The organism is Actinomadura rupiterrae, assembly GCF_024172125.1.
Taxonomy (GTDB): domain Bacteria; phylum Actinomycetota; class Actinomycetes; order Streptosporangiales; family Streptosporangiaceae; genus Spirillospora; species Spirillospora rupiterrae.
In genome coordinates this window covers 385,415-401,792 of the sequence record NZ_JAMZEA010000008.1, presented here as the reverse complement: position 1 = coordinate 401,792, position 16,378 = coordinate 385,415, and the positions used below count along the sequence as shown (strand labels likewise).

Genomic DNA, 16,378 nt, shown 5'->3' with positions numbered 1-16,378 from the left:
CGCTCAAGTGGCAGAGTCGTCAGGTGGTCAACATGTCGAGTTTGGAATTCGAGCCTCCGAAGTATGCCCGGGTGGTGCTGGAGCTGCGCCGTCGCATCGAGGACGGCGAGTACGCGCCTGGCGCTGCGCTGCCTTCTGAGTCTCAGTTGGTGCGTGAGTTCGCGGTCGGCCGTACGACCGTGGTGCGGGCGCTGGAGCTGCTGAAGAAGGACGGTTGGATCACCCGGGAGCATGGGCGCGGGTCGTTCGTGCGGGGCCGTCCGGTCACGCGCGAGGAAGCCAGCCGTCCGGGTCTTGCGGTGCTGGACCGACCGGAGACGGCGCGTCCGGTCGCGGTCGGCCTGGCCAAGGTCTCCCCTGGTGTGGCTGCGTTGATGGGCGTGGACCGGGGTGAGCAGATGATCCGGCGGCGCTGGGTCAACATGGTGGAAGGCATCCCGTCGGAGCTGGTGACGTGCTGGTTCCCGCCTGCACTCGCCTACGGGACCGACCTGGACTCGGACCGGCCGATCACGGCGGGCATCCGGGAGCATCTGCGCACGGTCAAGGACCTGCGTATTGATCACATCGTCGAGCAGCTCACCGCGCGGCACCCCCGGCCTGATGAGGCCGAGTTGCTGGACCTGAAGCCCACTGACGCAGTGTTGGCGCTGACGGCCTCGGCGCGGGACGCGGCCGACGCCTCGCGGTTCGGGATTGAAGTGCTGCTACCTGGCCACCTGCACGAGTTGGAAGACCGTTACAGCGTGCCGAACTGATTCGTCCAGCTAATGTGACTCACGTCACACGCTCATGCACTTGTCCGGACGAGTGGACGGGGTATTCTCTAGGTATCAGCTTGACCGGACAAGAGGTCAAGCGGACGAAGGAGATGGCGCATGGCGGTTCTGGGACGGATTCCGGTGAACTTCGGTGAGGTGTTCCCGTACGGGGTTTTCGCCACGGCGGCGGCCGAGCCGCTGGAGAACTTCGACACCAAGCGGCAGGAGATCGACAAGGAGAACGGGCTCCCGGTGTGGGTGGTGGACGTGTACGACGCCGACCCCGAGGCCAACCACAAGAACAGCGCGATCCGGGTGAAGATCTCCGCCGAGGTGTGCCCGGTGGTGCCCGAGCCGGTGATGGGGCCGTTCCGCCCGTGCGAGTTCGAGGGGCTGACCGTCACGCCGTGGTTGGACGACTCGGGGTCGCGTCCCCGGATCGCCTACTCGTGGCGGGCGCGCGGAGTGCGTGCTCCGGCCAACGTCCCCGGTGGCGTGAAGAGCCGTCCGGCTGCGGCGACCAAGGACGCGGCCTGATGGGGGCGGGCAAGGGGCGCATGGGCGCGCTCACGCTGCCGGTGGACGCGAACGCCACCAGCGAGTTCCGGTCCTTCCGGGCGCGGACGCCGCTGTTCTCGATCATCGCGGGGCGCGTCCTGGTGACGCTCACGCTCCCGGAGCGGCTGCGGGCCGAGGACGTGGAGTTCGCCCGGACCCTGGCCGAGCAGGCGAGCGCCTACGCGACCGAGGTCGAGCGGGCCTACAAGGCGTCCGGCCGCACCACGCACGCGGCGCGGAAGGGGCGGGCGGCCTGATGGGTGAGTACTCCTACACCACGATCGCGATCGAGCCGGGCGAGTCCCCCCGGATCGGGGTGGTCCTGCGCGGCGGTGAGTCGGTGTCGGTGCTGGCCTGTCTCCAGGGCGATGCGGCGCAGGTGGCGGTGACGCAGGAGGGCGTGAGCGTCGCCTTCACCCCCGCTGACTGGGAGCTGGTCACGGCGGCGGACGTGCACACCGCGCGGGAGTTGGCCGAGGCATTCGCCGCCTACGCGGCCAAGCTCGAACAGCTCCACGCCGAGCACACCGCCGACTCCGGGTCTGACGACTCCTCCGGCGCGGACACCTCGGAGTGTGCGGCGTGATGGCGCTGGCGCTGCTGGGGCTGGTGCTGATGGCCGTGGGCGTCATGGGCGCGCTGGCGCTGCTGGGTGAGTGGCTGGAGTCGCGGCGGGCGGTGCGCTGGTGCCACACCATGGGCCGTCACTGCGGCCGGGCCTCCTGTGAACCGTGCGCGCTGGCTGCCGAGTCGGCCGAGGCCGCCGCGAAGGTCGGGGCCTGTCCGGTGCTGATCGTCCCGGTCTGGTTCCCCGGACCGCCGTCGATCCCGGGCGCGTTCACCCGGGTCACCTGAACTAGCGAGTTCGCGCGAGGTGAGGGCGGGGCGGCGTGAAGCTGCAACCTTCCCGCCGCCCCTTCCCCTCTCGCTCGCTTCCTCTACCTGCGCAAAGTCCACGAATCCCGAAGGGGTGACCTCATCATGGCATGGGAGTTCCGCAAGCTCGGTCCGGGCGAGAACGTCGCCGTCGAAGCGTCCACCGACCCGTTCGCGGGCCCCAAGTGGGCTCCGCCGGTCTGGCACATGCCAGAGGGCCTGGTGCTGCTGGTCAACCTCGTCCGCTTCCTCGTCCGGCTGACCGTGTTCACCGTCCGCAACGCCCTCCCGCTCTCGGCTCTGACCGGGCTCGGATGGCTCGCCTACCGGTACGGCTGGGTCCTGCCGGTCGTCTTGGTACTGCTCGCCGGTGCCGCTCTGGCCGGGTGGGCGGCCTGGGACCGTCCCTCGTTCCTCCACTGGGTCGGCTACCCGGCTCGTGCCAAGTGGCGGCACTTTCGGATCTACCGGCGCGACTGGCAACCGGTGATCGTCGGGTCCGGGCTGTCCCGCGTCCACAAAGGGCGCGAGTACCTTCCGTCGATCAAGCGTGTGCAGTGTGGTCCGTCCGCTGACCGGGTGCTGGTCCAGATGCTCAAAGGGCAGGCTCCGGACGCCTGGGAGCGGGTCACGGCCAACCTCGCGCATGGCTTCGGCTCGTCCCTGGTCCGTGTCCGTCACGGCGGCCGTCCGGGGCGGGTCTGGCTGGAGTTCGTCCGCAAAGACGTTCTCGCCACCCCGATTCCCGCGCTGCCGATCCCCGCCGCTGCGGCCGTCGATCTCGGCGGGCTGGAGATCGGGCGGTGTGAGGACGGCTCCCCGTGGCGGCTGCGCGTCCAGGGGACACACGTCCTGGTCGCGGGCGCGACCGGTTCAGGCAAGGGCTCGGTGATCTGGTCAGTGGTGCGGGCGCTGCTGTCGCTGATGGTCGCCGGACTGGTCGAAGTGTGGGCCATCGATCCCAAGCGCATGGAACTGAGCTTTGGACGGCAGCTCTTCGAGCGGTACGGCCGGTACTCCGACGATCCCAAGGGCGGGATGGTCGAGCTGCTGGAGGCGGCGGCCGAGGACATGAACGCCCGCGCGGCCGAGTTCGGTGGGGCTGTGCGGTCGTTCACCCCGAGCGGCCGGCACCCGTTCCGGCTGATCATCGTGGATGAGCTGGCGTTCCTGACGGCCTACTGCCCAGAGCGGGAGCTTCGCAAGCGTGCCGAGTCCGCGCTGGCCATCCTCGCCTCCCAGGGCCGATCGGTCGGCTACGGGCTGCTCGGTGCACAACAGGACGCCCGCAAAGAGGTCAACAACCTGCGCAACCTGTTTCCCGACCGGATGGCGCTCCGGCTGGACGAGTCCGACCAGGTGGACATGATCCTTGGGGACGGGGCGCGGGACCGTGGCGCATACGCCGATGAGATCTCCTCGGTCCCCGAGATCGGCGCGGGCGTCGGGTTCGTCCGGCTGGAGACCGTGCCCGATCCCGTCCGCGTCCGGGCCGCGTACGTCTCCGACGACGACATCCGCGCCATGGTCGCCTACGCCCTGGCCCGCGACGAACGAGACGACTTCGACGACCAGGATGGCGGCACCTTTGGCCCCGGAGCGGCGGCATGAGCGCGCCTCGTCACTGGCTTGACCCGGTGCGCTGCCCGTCCTGCGCTCGCCTGAACCCCTCGTGGCTGGCCTACCGGCCCGACCGGGACGGCGACCGGGTGACCTGCGAGTCCTGCAACGCGGTGGTCCTGGTGCTGCTCGCCGATGGCCGCCTGGTGGAGCTGCGGCCCCTCAACCCGGCCAACACCACGGGAGGTGACGCATGACCTTCACCCAACCCACCCTCGACGCCCCGGACAGCCCCGTCGAACAGGCTGAGCAGACCGGGCGAGTGAAGGTGTACCCGCCGCTCGCGCGCGACTTGGTCAAGGCCGTCGCTCTGGAACACGGCGTGTGCATCCGCCCCGTGCCCATGCGGCGGGTCGATCTCCGCTCGGGAGTGTCGGAAGTCGTCTACGTGCCGTGCGGACACACCCTCGCCTCGGTCTGCCCCTCGTGCGCCGAACGCAAGCGCAAGCTCCGAGCCGTCCAGTGCTCCCAAGGCTGGCACCTGGACACCGAACCGGAAATCCGGCGCGAAGACCCGGCCGAACACCAGCGCAACCTGATGGAACTGCGCGCCCAAGCCCAAGCCGAACGCGACCGGGCCAAAGCCGAAGGACGCGCGCACGGGGAACCGGTCGAGTTCTGGGATGGCCTGCTCGCCGAACTGGACGTCGAGATCGAACGTGCTGGGGTGCGAGGCACGCTCAAGACCGGTGACCAGCCCACGCGGCGGACGCGAAGCACGCGGCGGCGACAGGACGCCCCCGACCTTCCCCGCCGTCCCGTGGACGCGCGGACCGTGGGCAAGACCTTCACCGCACCCGGCGGGAAGACGTTCCGGCCGTCCATCTTCCTCACGCTCACCCTCGACTCCTACGGGCGCGTGCACTCCGATGGGACGCCGGTCGATCCGGACGGCTACGACTACCGGCGGGCCGCACGCGATGCGATCCACTTCGGGAAGCTGATCGACCGGTTCGTGCAGAACCTCCGCCGGTTCGTCGGCTACGACGTCCAGTACTTCGCCGCCGTCGAACCCCAACGCCGCCTCGCCCCCCACCTCCATATGGCGATCCGCGGGACGATTTCACGTCGCGAACTGCGTCAGGTGGTGGCGGCGACCTATCACCAGGTGTGGTGGCCCTCCACCGACCGGATCGTCTACCCCAACGACCGGCTTCCGGTCTGGGACGAGTCGGCCGGAGACGACGGACAGGGCGGTTACCTCGATCCGAATACGGGTGCGGCGCTGCCGTCCTGGGATGAGGCCCTGGACGCGATCGGCGAAGATTACGACGCCGAGCCCCTTCACGTGGTCCGGTTCGGCCGTCAGGTGGACGCACAGGGTGTGTTGGCCGACACCCCGGATGCGCGGCGCTGCGTCGGCTACCTGACCAAGTACCTGGTCAAGAGCGTCGCCGACTGCCACGAACCCGAAACCGACCGGCAGAAAGCCCACGTCGAACGCCTCGCCGACGCTCTCCGCTATGAGCCGTGCTCGCCGACCTGCGCGAACTGGCTCCGCTACGGCGTCCAGCCCAAGAACCCGCGTAGCGGCATGGTCCCGGGGTTCTGCAAGGGCAAAGCCCACAAGCGTGAGCACCTCGGCTACGGGGGCCGGCGGGTCCTGGTCTCCCGCAAGTGGTCCGGCAAGACCCTCGCCGACCACAAAGCCGACCGGAAGGCATGGGTGCTTGCACGCCTGGCCGAGGCAGGGATTCCGGCAACCAACACCGACACCGGTTCCGGCTACGCCTGGGAACGCGCGGGCCCCGGTGACGCCGACGTCCGGTCCCTCGAACACCGCCTACTGCTGCTGATCAACGAACGCGTCAAGCGGCGCGAGCAGCTCGCACAAGCCACCCCAGAACTTCCGGCAACTCAGCAAGCGGCATAGCGGGAGGTGAACTCATGGCCGATTCGCAAGTGAAGCTCATGACCGTTCCGGAGGTCATGGCCGTGCTGAATCTCGGGCGTTGCAAGGTCTATGACCTGATTCGTTCCGGCGCTCTGGAGTCCGTCAAGGTCGGCCGTGCACGCCGAGTTCCTGCCGATGCGATCGACATGTTCATTACCCACCTAAGAGAAGAGGCGGCCTGATGGCTGAGAAGCGCAAGCCGAAGCGGCGGGCGAATGGCGAAGGAACCATCTATCCGCGTAAGGACGGGCGCTGGGAAGGGGCTGCGTACGTCCTGACGGCGGACGGTACGTTCAAGCGCATCCGCAAGTACGGCAAGACTCGGGAGGAGGTTCACGAAAAGCTCGTCCAGGCCCAGCAGAAATCCGCGACCGGTGTTCCCGTCGCCAACAAGCCCTGGAAGCTCGGCGAGTACCTGGACTACTGGCTGGAGAACATCGTCAAGCCGTCCAAGCGGTGGAACACCTACAAAAAGTACGAACAGACAGTCCGGCTGTACCTCAAGCCCGGTCTCGGCAAGCAACGCCTGGACCGGCTTCGGGTCGCGAAGGTTCAGACGTTCCTGAACCAGCAGATCGCGGCGGGTCACTCGGTGGCCAAGGTCCACATCATGCGCATGGTCCTGGGGGCCGCGCTCACCCGTGCCCAGCGGGAAGAGCTGATCTCGATCAACGCCGCGCGCCTGGCGACGCTGCCTCCTCCGCCGTCCAAGAAGGTCAAGCCCTGGACGGCCGAGGAAGCGCGGGCCTTCCTGGCCGCTGCGCGGAAGTCGCCTCTCTACCCGGCGTTCGTTCTCATGCTGACCTACGGACTCCGGCGCGGTGAGGTGCTGGGCCTGGGCTGGGACGACACGGACATGGACGCTCTGGAGATGCGGGTGCGCTGGCAGTTGCAGCGCATCAACGGTTCGCTTCAGCGAGTGCCGGTCAAGACGGATGCGGCCAATCGAGACCTTCCGCTGCTCCCGATCGCCTGGGAAGCGCTCATCGCGCGGGCTGATCAGCAGGGGGCGGCCCGGCGTCTGGCCGGGGAGGCGTGGCAGGAGAGTGATTTGATCTTCACGACGCGCACGGGGCGTCCGATCGAACCGCGTAACCTCGCGCGTGCCTTCGAGCGGATCACGGACGACGCGAACCTTCGGCGCATCCGCCTTCACGATCTGCGGCACACCACGGCCTCGTTGCTCAAGAAGCTGGGCGTCCCGCCGAGCGATGCGAAGGAGATCCTCGGGCACGCGCGTGTCTCGGTAACGCTGGAGATCTACACTCACGGCGACAATGAGGACCACCGCACGGGGCTCGGCAAGGTCGCCGGAGAGCTGTTCGGAACAGCGGAGAGCTGAGCCCGTTGCCGTCACCGTTGCCGTCAAAAAGCCCCCGCCGAATCCCGGCGGGGGCTTTGAACTGGTGGGCGTACCAGGACTTGAACCTGGGGCCTCATCCTTATCAGGGATGCGCTCTAACCGACTGAGCTATACGCCCTCAGCTGCGCCGCCGTCCCGCGGCGACGCATGTGAGATTACCGCATGGTGGAGCGTGGGCGGTAATCAGTTGTCACTCGGCCTCCTTGAGGGTCACCTCGACGCCTCCGACCAGGTCGGCGGCCAGGTTGTAGATCACCGCGCCGACGGTGGACAGGGCCGTGATGAGCATGACGTTCAGGGCTCCGACCAGCACGGTGTAGCCGAGGACGCGGACGAACGAGAACCAGCTGCCGGCATCGACGCCGCCGCTGTCCTCGCCCTGCTTGGAGGTCAGGTCGTGGACGGTGTTGGCGATGGCGTCGAACACGCCGAGGCCGGACAGGATCATCCACAGCACGATGACGGCGACCAGCAGGACGACGAAGCAGACCAGCGACATCACGAAGCTGAACTTCATCACCGACCAGGGCTCCAGCCTGGCGAGCTGGAGCTGGGCCTTGCGCGCCGACTTCCCGGGCGCCGCCGGACGCGCCGGGGCGGCCGGGGACGGCGCCGGACGGGACGGCGGCGGCGTGGCCGGACGGTCCTTCAGGACGGTGCCGGCGAAGCCCCCGCCGCTCGGCGCGGACGCGGCCGCGGCCGCCGCGGACGGCGACTCGGCGCGGGTGAAGCGCTTCTCGGTGCGGTCGGTGGAGACCGAGTCGGCGGGCTCGGCCGGCTCGTCCCAGGCGGGCTTCGCCGGACCGGACGGCTTGGCCGAACCCGGCTTGGCCGAACCCGGCCTGCCCGGCCCCGGCTTGGCGGCGGCGGACGTCACCGACGGCCTGTCCTCGACCTTGGGCAGGTCGTGCTTGGTCTCGTCCCCGGTGATCTCCACCGTCGCCTCGTCCCGGCCGGGCTTGGACGTGGCGGGCACGGCCTTGCCGCGGGCCGGCGGCTTGCCGGTCGTGCCCTTGTCCCCCGAGGGCCGGTCCTTGCCGGGCTCGCTGCTCACGTGACCTCCTGGCCTGGCGGCGCGGGCGCGGCGGCGGGCGGCAGGGTCACTCGCCCTCGCCTCCCTCGGCCGTGTCGTCCTCGCCGGTGTCCTCCATGGACTCTACGTTCCTCGCGATCGCCACGACGCTGTCGCCGTTCGCGAGGTTCATCAGCCGGACCCCCATGGTCTGCCGACCGGACTGCTTGATCTCCGCCGCGGTCGTCCGGATGACACCCCCGGAGGCGGTCATCGCGAAGACCTCGTCGTCCGGGCCGACCATCAGCGCCCCTACCAACCTGCCGCGAGATTCCACGATCTTAGCGGTGAGGACTCCCTTACCCCCACGCCCCTGGCGCGGATACTGGTCGATCGGGGTGCGCTTGGCGTAGCCGCCCTCGGTCGCGACCAGGACGTCGTGCGAGGCGTCGGACGCGACCAGCATGTTCAGCAGGTGCTGGTCCTCCTCGAACCGCATGCCGATCACGCCGGACGTCGCGCGGCCCATCGGCCGCAGCGAGTCGTCGTCGGCCGAGAACCGGATCGACTGGGCGTTGGTGGACACCATCAGCAGGTCGTCATCCGGCGACACCAGCCGCGCGGCGATCACCTCGTCGTCGTCGCCGAGGTTGATCGCGATGATGCCGCCCGAGCGGGGCGAGTCGAAGTCGCGCAGCGCGGTCTTCTTGACCTTGCCCTTGCTGGTGGCGAGCACCAGGTACGGCGCGACGTCGTAGTCGCGCAGGTCCATGACCTGGGCGATGTGCTCGTCCGGCTGGAAGGCCAGCAGGTTCGCCACGTGCTGGCCGCGCGCGTCGCGGGTGGCGTCGGGCAGCTCGTAGGCCTTCGCCCGGTACACCCGGCCCTTGTTCGTGAAGAACAGGATCCAGTGGTGCGTGGTGGTGACGAAGAACTGGTCGACGATGTCGTCCTGCTTGAGCTGCGCGCCGCGCACGCCCTTGCCGCCGCGCCGCTGCGCGCGGTAGAGGTCGGTCTTGGTGCGCTTGGCGTAGCCGCCGCGGGTGATCGTGACGACCACGTCCTCCTCGGCGATCAGGTCCTCGTAGGAGACGTCGCCGTCGAAGGGGATGATCTCGGTGCGGCGCTCGTCGCCGAACTTCTCCACGATCGGGGCCAGCTCGTCACCGACGATCTGGCGCTGCCGCTCCGGCGAGGCGAGGATCTCGTTGTAGTCGGCGATCTCGGCCATCAGCTTGTCGTACTCGTCGATGATGGCCTGGCGCTCCAGGGCGGCCAGCTTGCGCAGCTGCATGTCCAGGATGGCCTGGGCCTGGATCTCGTCGATCTCCAGCAGCGCCATCAGGCCCTGCTGCGCCTCCTGCGCGGACGGCGACCGCCGGATCAGCGCGATGACCTCTTCGATCCGGTCGAGCGCCTTCAGCAGCGCGCGCAGGATGTGGGCGCGCTCCTCGGCCTTGCGCAGCAGGTACCGGGTGCGGCGGACGATCACTTCGATCTGGTGCTCGACCCAGTGCCGGATGAACTGGTCGATGCGCAGCGTGCGCGGCACGCCGTCCACCAGCGCGAGCATGTTCGCGCCGAACGTCTCCTGCAGCTGCGTGTGCTTGTACAGGTTGTTCAGCACGACCTTGGCGACCGCGTCCCGCTTGAGGACGATCACCAGCCGCTGGCCGGTGCGGCCGGAGGTCTCGTCGCGGACGTCGGCGATGCCGTCGAGCTTGCCGTCCTTGACCAGCTCGGCGATCTTGAGCGCGAGGTTGTCCGGGTTGACCTGGTACGGCAGCTCGGTGACGACGAGGCAGGCCCGGTTCTGGATCTCCTCGACCTCGACCACCGCGCGCATCGTGATCGAGCCGCGGCCGGTGCGGTAGGCCTCCTCGATCCCCTTGCGGCCGACGATCAGGCCGGCGGTCGGGAAGTCCGGGCCCTTGATCCGCTCGATCAGCGCTTCGAGCAGCTCGTCGTCTGCGGCACCGTAGTTGGCCAGGTACCACTGGACGCCCTCGGCGACCTCGCGCAGGTTGTGCGGCGGGATGTTGGTCGCCATCCCGACCGCGATCCCGGCCGAGCCATTGACCAGCAGGTTCGGGTACCGCGACGGCAGGACCGTCGGCTCCGCCGAACGACCGTCGTAGTTCGGCGTGAAGTCGACGGTCTCCTTGTCGATGTCGCGCAGCAGCTCCATCGCCAGCGGGGCCATGCGGCACTCGGTGTAGCGCATGGCCGCGGCCGGGTCGTTGCCGCGCGAGCCGAAGTTGCCGTTGCCGTCGACCAGCGGGTACCGCATCGCCCACGGCTGCGCCAGCCGGACGAGCGCGTCGTAGATGGCCGAGTCGCCGTGCGGGTGGTAGTTGCCCATGACGTCGCCGACGACGCGGGCGCACTTGAAGTAGCCGCGGTCGGGACGGTAGCCGCCGTCGTACATCGCGTACAGGACGCGCCGGTGGACGGGCTTCAGGCCGTCGCGCACCTCGGGAAGGGCGCGCGCGACGATGACCGACATCGCATAGTCGAGGTAGCTGGTCTGCATCCGCTGCTGGATGTCGACCGGCTCGATCCGCCCGCCGCCGTCGGTGGTCGTTTCAGTCACGTGCGTAAGACCTCTGCTCTAGATCGGTTCGGGCGGGCTCAGATGTCGAGGAAGCGGACGTCCTTGGCGTTGCGCTGGATGAACTCGCGGCGCGGCTCGACCTCCTCGCCCATCAGGACGCTGAACAGCTCGTCGGCCTGCGCGGCGTCGTCGAGCTGGATCTGCATCAGGACGCGGCGGTCGGGGTCCATGGTGGTGTCCCAGAGCTCGTCGGCGTTCATCTCGCCGAGGCCCTTGAACCGCTGGACCTGGTCGCGCGGGCGCGGGTCGCGCTTGCCGGCCGCGATGCCCGCCTCGATGATCTGGTCGCGCTCGGCATCGGAGTAGGCGTAGTCGGCCTCGTTGCCGCGGGCGTCCCACTTGATCTTGTACAGCGGCGGCTTGGCCAGGTAGACGTGGCCCGCCTCGATCAGCGGCCGCATGAACCGGAACAGCAGGGTGAGCAGCAGCGTGTTGATGTGGTGGCCGTCCACGTCGGCGTCCGACATCAGAATGATCTTGTGGTAGCGCAGCTTGGTGATGTCGAACTCGTCGTGCACCCCGGTGCCGAGGGCGGTGATGATCGCCTGCACCTCGTTGTTCTTGAGGATCTTGTCGATGCGCGCCTTCTCGACGTTCAGGATCTTGCCGCGGATCGGCAGGATGGCCTGGTACATCGGGTTGCGGCCGCCCTTGGCCGAGCCGCCGGCGCTGTCGCCCTCGACGATGTAGACCTCGGACCGGCCCGGGTCGGTGGACTGGCAGTCCGACAGCTTGCCGGGCAGCGAGGTCGACTCCAGCAGGCTCTTGCGCCGGGTCAGGTCGCGCGCCTGGCGGGCCGCGACCCGGGCGCGCGCCGCCTGGGTGGCCTTGTTGATGATCTCCTTGGCCTCGCCCGGGTTCTCCTCGAACCAGTCGCGCAGGTGCTCGTTGCAGGCCTTCTGCACGAACGACTTGGCCTCGGTGTTGCCGAGCTTGGTCTTGGTCTGGCCCTCGAACTGCGGGTCGGCCAGCTTGATCGAGATGATCGCGGTGAGGCCCTCGCGGACGTCCTCGCCGGTGAGGTTGTCGTCCTTCTCGCGGAGCAGGCCCTTGTCGCGCGCGTACCGGTTGACGATCGTGGTCAGCGCGGCGCGGAAGCCCTCCTCGTGGGTGCCGCCCTCGGCCGTGTTGATCGTGTTCGCGAAGGTGTGCACCGACTCGGCGTACGACGCGTTCCACTGCATCGCGATCTCCACCGACATGCCCTCGGTGTCGTCGCTGAAGTAGATGACCGAGTCGTGGACCTGTTCCTTCTTCGCGTTGATGTAGCGGACGAAGTCCTCGATGCCGCCCTCGTAGTGGAAGGTCACCTGGCGGGTGGTGCCCTCGGCCTCGGTGTGGTCGGGCCGCTCGTCCCGCAGGGTGATGGACAGGCCCCGGTTCAGGAACGCCATCTCCTGCATGCGGCGCGACAGCGTCTCGAAGGACCACTCGGTGGTCTCGAAGACGTCCGGGTCGGCCCAGAAGGTGATGGTCGTGCCGGTCTCGTCGGTCGGCTCGCCCTTCTCCAGCGGGCCGATCGGGCCCTTCCAGGTGTAGGACTGCCGCCAGTAGTGGCCGTCGGTGCGGATCTCGGCGTCAAGGCGGGTGGACAGCGCGTTCACCACGGCCGAGCCGACGCCGTGCAGGCCGCCGGAGACCGCGTAGGACTTGCCGTCGAACTTGCCGCCCGCGTGCAGCGTGGTCAGCACCAGCTCGACCGCCGGCTTCTTCTCCACCGGGTGCAGCCCGACCGGGATGCCGCGCCCGTTGTCGGTGACCCGGACCCCGTTGTCGGCCAGCAGCGTGACCATGATCGTGTCGGCGTACCCGGCGAGCGCCTCGTCGACGGAGTTGTCGACGATCTCGTACACCAGGTGGTGCAGGCCTCGCTCCCCGGTCGAGCCGATGTACATGCCGGGGCGCTTGCGCACCGCCTCAAGGCCCTCAAGGACAGTGATCGAACTAGCGTCGTACGCCAAAGGAGATCCTCCTGCCGGGGACGCTCGCCGTCCCGCGATTGACGCGGTGTGCCCCGTAACACACGTAAGGGACGCCCACTACTCCTCGTCGGTGTCGGACGGAGCCTGGGCGACCCACGGCGGCGCAACATCCTGAACCGCTCCCATCCTACCCGCTCGGAACCCGAAAAGAGGCACTGAAGGCCGCTGTGCGCGCGTGTGCCGCTCGAAAGGGCCTGGAGATGCATCCCCCCATGGATCCGGGGGGGTTCTCCGCCCTACGGCACGCTCGCGCTTCGCGGTACCGGATCGCTCCGAACGCATGTTCCCATGCACCTCCGACACTCCCTTCCCCACGGCTGACCTGGGCTCTCTCGCCTCCCGACGCACCGGAGCGCGTTTCCCCCAGCCTGCCGCCCGCGGACCGCCGGTCAAAGCCGCGCACCAAACTGTGGATAACTCTCCGCCAACCCCCTCCGCTGCAACGCGCACGCGCACGAGAACGTCCCAGAGAGGACGTTCCGGAGGGGGAACGGGACGGGTTAGCGGACGCGCCAGGCGCCCGTGCGGCGGGGGCCGGACGAGGGGCCGACGACCTTGACGCGCTTGACGGTGCCGTGGCCGAGCTGCTCGTTCAGGCGGCGGACGAGCGTGGACGACAGCAGCCGCAGCTGGGTCGCCCAGGTCGTGGAGTCGGCGACGACGGTCAGCTCGCCCTCGTCGAACTTCTCGGGACGGGTGTGCTCGGCCAGCTCGGGGCCGACGAGGCCCGCCCAGTTGCCGAAGACGCCGCCGACCGCGGCGCGCTGCTCCCAGCCGCGGGTGGCGAGCAGGTCGCGGATCGCGTTGCCGAAGGGCTTGGGGTCGCCGCCGCGCCCGGGCTCGCGGACGCGTCCGACTCCGGACGGCGCCCTCCGCTTGCGGCCCTGGCCGGGGAGCGTGCCGCGCTTGATCGCGTCCGCGCGCGCCTGCGCCAGCGCCTCGCGCGCCAGCTCGATGCCCGACTTCGCCGGAGCATCGGCCGCCCCAGAGCCGCCGGACGTCTGGGAAGCACCGGACGTCTGGGAAGCGCCGGAATCCACCGTTCCAGAGGGGTTATCCACATCCCGTGGATCTTCGTTCATCGTCCCTCCCCCTTCCGGAACCCGACGGGTCGCCTGGGGATCACCCCAGCGTCACTCCACCATCATCCGCCGACTCACCGAGAACGGCATCCCCATCCGTCCCACTCGTGCGCGCGGGGGAGGGGACCACGTCACCGTCCGCGACCGCGAAGGTCGTCCCGGTGAGTTCTGCCGGAACGTCGGCCGGGACGGCGGCGGTGATCAGCACCTGCTCGGCGGGCGCGACCATCTCGGCGAGGCGGCTGCGGCGCCCCGCGTCCAGCTCGGCGAACACGTCGTCCAGGATGAGGACGGGGTCGTCGCCGTCCGCGCGCAGGAGGTCGAACGCGGCGAGCCTCAGCGCCAGGGCGAACGACCACGACTCGCCATGGGACGCGTAACCGCGCGCAGGAAGGTCCCCCAGGCGCAGGACGAGTTCGTCCCGGTGCGGCCCGACGAGGCTGACGCCGCGCTCCAGCTCCTGCTTGCGCGCCTCGGCCACACCCCCGAGCAGCTGCTCGGCAAGTTGTGCACGGTCTGTGGACAACTCGACGCCCTCGCCCAGCGAGCTGCGGTACGTCAGATCGGCGATCCCGCTGTGTGGAGCGAGTTCCGCATACGCGCGCGCGACAAGAGGACGCAGCGCCGCGACGAGTTCGAGTCGCGCGGCGAGCAACTCCGACCCTGTGCGCGCGAGGTGGGTATCCCAGACGTCCAGCGTGGCCAGAACCTCGGGACCAGGGGAGCGGCGGTGCGCTGCCGCCGACTTCAGCAGGGCGTTGCGCTGCTTGAGGACGCGCTCGTAATCCGACCGGACGCCTGCGAAGCGCGGTGCGCGCGCCGTCAGCAGTTCGTCCATGTATCGGCGGCGCTCGCCCGGGTCGCCCTTGACGAGGGACAGGTCCTCGGGCGCGAACAGGACGGTCCGGAGCATCCCCAGGATCTCGCGCGGCCTGGGGACGGGGGAGCGGTTCAGCCGGGCGCGGTTGGCCTTGCCCGGGTTGATCTCCAGCTCGATCAGGGCCTTGCGGTCGTCCTTCACCACGCCCGCGCGCACGATGGCGCGCGCCGCGCCCTGCCGGACGAGCGGGGCGTCCGTCGCCGCCCGGTGGCTGCCGTGCGCGGCGACGTACCCGATCGCCTCGACCAGGTTCGTCTTGCCCTGCCCGTTCGGCCCCACGAACGCGGTCACGCCCGGCGTCAGCGGCACCTCGGCCGTCGCGTACGAGCGGAAGTCCTGGAGCGAGAGATGGGCGACATGCACGAGACACGAGGGTAGGCCCTCGCACCGGCCGCCCGGCACGCCACCAGCTCAACCCGTGTGTCCGCGACGGGCGACGGCGCGCCCACCGCCGGCCGCCGGGTTCGCTCGGCCTGCGCAGGCACCGGATTCGCTCGGCCTGCGGCGACCGCCGGGCTCGCTCGTCCTCTGGCACGCACCGGGCTCGCTCGTCCACTGGCGGGCGGCGGGTTCGCCACAGCCTGTGGATAACTTCGGAACGGCCGAGCCCCGGCGTCCCCAGGGGTGGGGATGCCGGGGCTCGGGCGGCCGTGCGGCGATCAGATCCCAATGCGGCGGTCAGGCGCAGGGTGGCCCGCCGGGTTCGGGTATCAGACCTTGGGCGGGACGACGTCCGCACCGGGGGAGTCGGCGCCCTTGGCGGACTCGACGGCGTGGCCGCCGAACTGGTTGCGGAGGGCGGCGACGACCTTCATCGCGGGGGAGTCGTCCTGGCGGGAGGCGAAGCGCGCGAACAGGGACGCGGTGATCGCCGGCAGCGGGACGGCGTGGTCGACGGCGGCCTGGACGGTCCAGCGGCCCTCGCCGGAGTCGTTGGCGTAGCCGCGGATGTCGTCGAGCTCCGGGTCGTCGGCGAGCGCGCGGTTCATCAGGTCGAGCAGCCAGGACCGGATGACCGTGCCCTCCTGCCACGACTTGAACGTGCCGGGCACGTCGGTGACCAGGTCGGACGCCTCGATCAGCTCGTAGCCCTCGCCGAACGCCTGCATCATCGCGTACTCGATGCCGTTGTGGACCATCTTCACGTAGTGCCCCGCGCCGATCTTCCCGGCGTGCACGAACCCGTACTCGCCCTCCGGCTTCAGCGTCTCGAAGATCGGCATGAGCCGCTTCACGTCGTCCTCGGAGCCGCCGACCATCAGCGCGTAGCCGTTCTGGAGCCCCCACACCCCGCCGGACACGCCGCAGTCCACGAAGCCGATGCTCTTCGCGGCCAGTTCGGCGCCGTGCTTCTGGTCGTCCACATAGTGCGAGTTGCCGCCGTCGATGACGATGTCACCGGGCGACAGCAGTTCCCCCAGCCTGTGGACGGTCTCCTGGGTGGGGCCGCCCGCCGGCACCATCACCCACACCGCGCGCGGGGCGGACAGCCGCTCGACCAGCTCCTCGACGGAGGCGACGTCGCTGACCTTCGGGTCGCGGTCGTAGCCCACCACGGTGTGCCCGCCGCGGCGCAGACGTTCGGCCATGTTGCCGCCCATCTTGCCGAGGCCGATGATTCCGAGCTCCATTGCTTCAACTCCCCTGCGTGGCACCGCCGCGCGCGGGCACGCGGCGGCGGGATGGTCCCCTGGTCGTCCCAGAAGGCCCCGGACCGTTCCGGGGTCCCCTGACTC

The 16,378-nt window shown here is 69.5% G+C and carries 16 protein-coding genes and 1 tRNA gene; 10 read left to right on the top strand and 7 right to left on the bottom strand.

Features of this window, described 5'->3' with window-relative positions; all coding sequences use genetic code 11:
• Positions 1 to 32 precede the first annotated feature (32 nt).
• The 10 genes from FHU30_RS29325 (at position 33) to FHU30_RS29280 (ending at position 7,051) form a co-directional block, all read left to right on the top strand.
• Positions 33 to 758: a GntR family transcriptional regulator gene (locus tag FHU30_RS29325; protein WP_253880368.1), complete on the top strand. Its 726-nt coding sequence runs from the start codon at positions 33 to 35 to the stop codon at positions 756 to 758.
• A 120-nt stretch (positions 759 to 878) separates the two neighbouring features.
• On the top strand, positions 879 to 1,298 hold the full coding sequence (locus tag FHU30_RS29320) for a plasmid replication, integration and excision activator (protein WP_253880123.1): 420 nt from the start codon (positions 879 to 881) through the stop codon (positions 1,296 to 1,298).
• On the top strand, positions 1,298 to 1,576 hold the full coding sequence (locus tag FHU30_RS29315; protein ID WP_253880121.1) for a hypothetical protein: 279 nt from the start codon (positions 1,298 to 1,300) through the stop codon (positions 1,574 to 1,576). Before FHU30_RS29320 ends, FHU30_RS29315 begins: the two co-directional genes overlap by 1 nt.
• Positions 1,576 to 1,905, top strand: a complete 330-nt coding sequence (locus FHU30_RS29310; RefSeq protein ID WP_253875120.1) for a hypothetical protein — start codon at positions 1,576 to 1,578, stop codon at positions 1,903 to 1,905. The genes FHU30_RS29315 and FHU30_RS29310 overlap by 1 nt, the downstream gene beginning before the upstream one ends.
• The gene (locus FHU30_RS29305; protein WP_253880119.1) at positions 1,905 to 2,174 is read left to right on the top strand and encodes a hypothetical protein; all 270 of its coding nucleotides are present in this window, start codon (positions 1,905 to 1,907) and stop codon (positions 2,172 to 2,174) included. The genes FHU30_RS29310 and FHU30_RS29305 overlap by 1 nt, the downstream gene beginning before the upstream one ends.
• 126 nt (positions 2,175 to 2,300) lie before the next feature.
• The gene (locus tag FHU30_RS29300; RefSeq protein ID WP_253880117.1) at positions 2,301 to 3,806 is read left to right on the top strand and encodes an FtsK/SpoIIIE domain-containing protein; all 1,506 of its coding nucleotides are present in this window, start codon (positions 2,301 to 2,303) and stop codon (positions 3,804 to 3,806) included.
• On the top strand, positions 3,803 to 4,012 hold the full coding sequence (locus FHU30_RS29295; RefSeq protein WP_253880115.1) for a hypothetical protein: 210 nt from the start codon (positions 3,803 to 3,805) through the stop codon (positions 4,010 to 4,012). Before FHU30_RS29300 ends, FHU30_RS29295 begins: the two co-directional genes overlap by 4 nt.
• Positions 4,009 to 5,688: a replication initiator gene (locus FHU30_RS29290; RefSeq protein ID WP_253880113.1), complete on the top strand. Its 1,680-nt coding sequence runs from the start codon at positions 4,009 to 4,011 to the stop codon at positions 5,686 to 5,688. Before FHU30_RS29295 ends, FHU30_RS29290 begins: the two co-directional genes overlap by 4 nt.
• Positions 5,689 to 5,702: 14 nt before the next feature.
• Complete coding sequence (locus tag FHU30_RS29285) at positions 5,703 to 5,891, top strand: helix-turn-helix domain-containing protein (protein ID WP_253880112.1); 189 nt, start codon at positions 5,703 to 5,705, stop codon at positions 5,889 to 5,891.
• The gene (locus FHU30_RS29280) at positions 5,891 to 7,051 is read left to right on the top strand and encodes a tyrosine-type recombinase/integrase (RefSeq protein ID WP_253880111.1); all 1,161 of its coding nucleotides are present in this window, start codon (positions 5,891 to 5,893) and stop codon (positions 7,049 to 7,051) included. Before FHU30_RS29285 ends, FHU30_RS29280 begins: the two co-directional genes overlap by 1 nt.
• Before the next feature lie 62 nt (positions 7,052 to 7,113).
• Here FHU30_RS29280 and FHU30_RS29275 read toward each other — a convergent pair.
• From FHU30_RS29275 to gnd, 7 genes are all read right to left on the bottom strand, one after another.
• A tRNA-Ile gene (locus FHU30_RS29275) sits at positions 7,114 to 7,190 on the bottom strand.
• A 72-nt stretch (positions 7,191 to 7,262) separates the two neighbouring features.
• Positions 7,263 to 8,126 (bottom strand): DUF3566 domain-containing protein, encoded by an 864-nt coding sequence (locus FHU30_RS29270; RefSeq protein WP_253880110.1) that lies wholly within the window; start codon positions 8,124 to 8,126, stop codon positions 7,263 to 7,265.
• A gap of 46 nt (positions 8,127 to 8,172) precedes the next feature.
• Positions 8,173 to 10,677: a DNA gyrase subunit A gene (gene gyrA, locus FHU30_RS29265; RefSeq protein WP_308211418.1), complete on the bottom strand. Its 2,505-nt coding sequence runs from the start codon at positions 10,675 to 10,677 to the stop codon at positions 8,173 to 8,175.
• A 38-nt stretch (positions 10,678 to 10,715) separates the two neighbouring features.
• The gene (gyrB, locus tag FHU30_RS29260) at positions 10,716 to 12,659 is read right to left on the bottom strand and encodes a DNA topoisomerase (ATP-hydrolyzing) subunit B (protein WP_253880109.1); all 1,944 of its coding nucleotides are present in this window, start codon (positions 12,657 to 12,659) and stop codon (positions 10,716 to 10,718) included.
• Between the two features lie 521 nt (positions 12,660 to 13,180).
• On the bottom strand, positions 13,181 to 13,762 hold the full coding sequence (locus FHU30_RS29255; protein WP_253880108.1) for a DciA family protein: 582 nt from the start codon (positions 13,760 to 13,762) through the stop codon (positions 13,181 to 13,183).
• Between the two features lie 40 nt (positions 13,763 to 13,802).
• Complete coding sequence (gene recF, locus FHU30_RS29250) at positions 13,803 to 15,005, bottom strand: DNA replication/repair protein RecF (protein WP_253880107.1); 1,203 nt, start codon at positions 15,003 to 15,005, stop codon at positions 13,803 to 13,805.
• 347 nt (positions 15,006 to 15,352) lie between these two features.
• Positions 15,353 to 16,297, bottom strand: coding sequence for a phosphogluconate dehydrogenase (NAD(+)-dependent, decarboxylating) (gene gnd, locus FHU30_RS29245; RefSeq protein WP_308211417.1), 945 nt, complete (start codon positions 16,295 to 16,297; stop codon positions 15,353 to 15,355).
• Positions 16,298 to 16,378 lie beyond the last annotated feature (81 nt).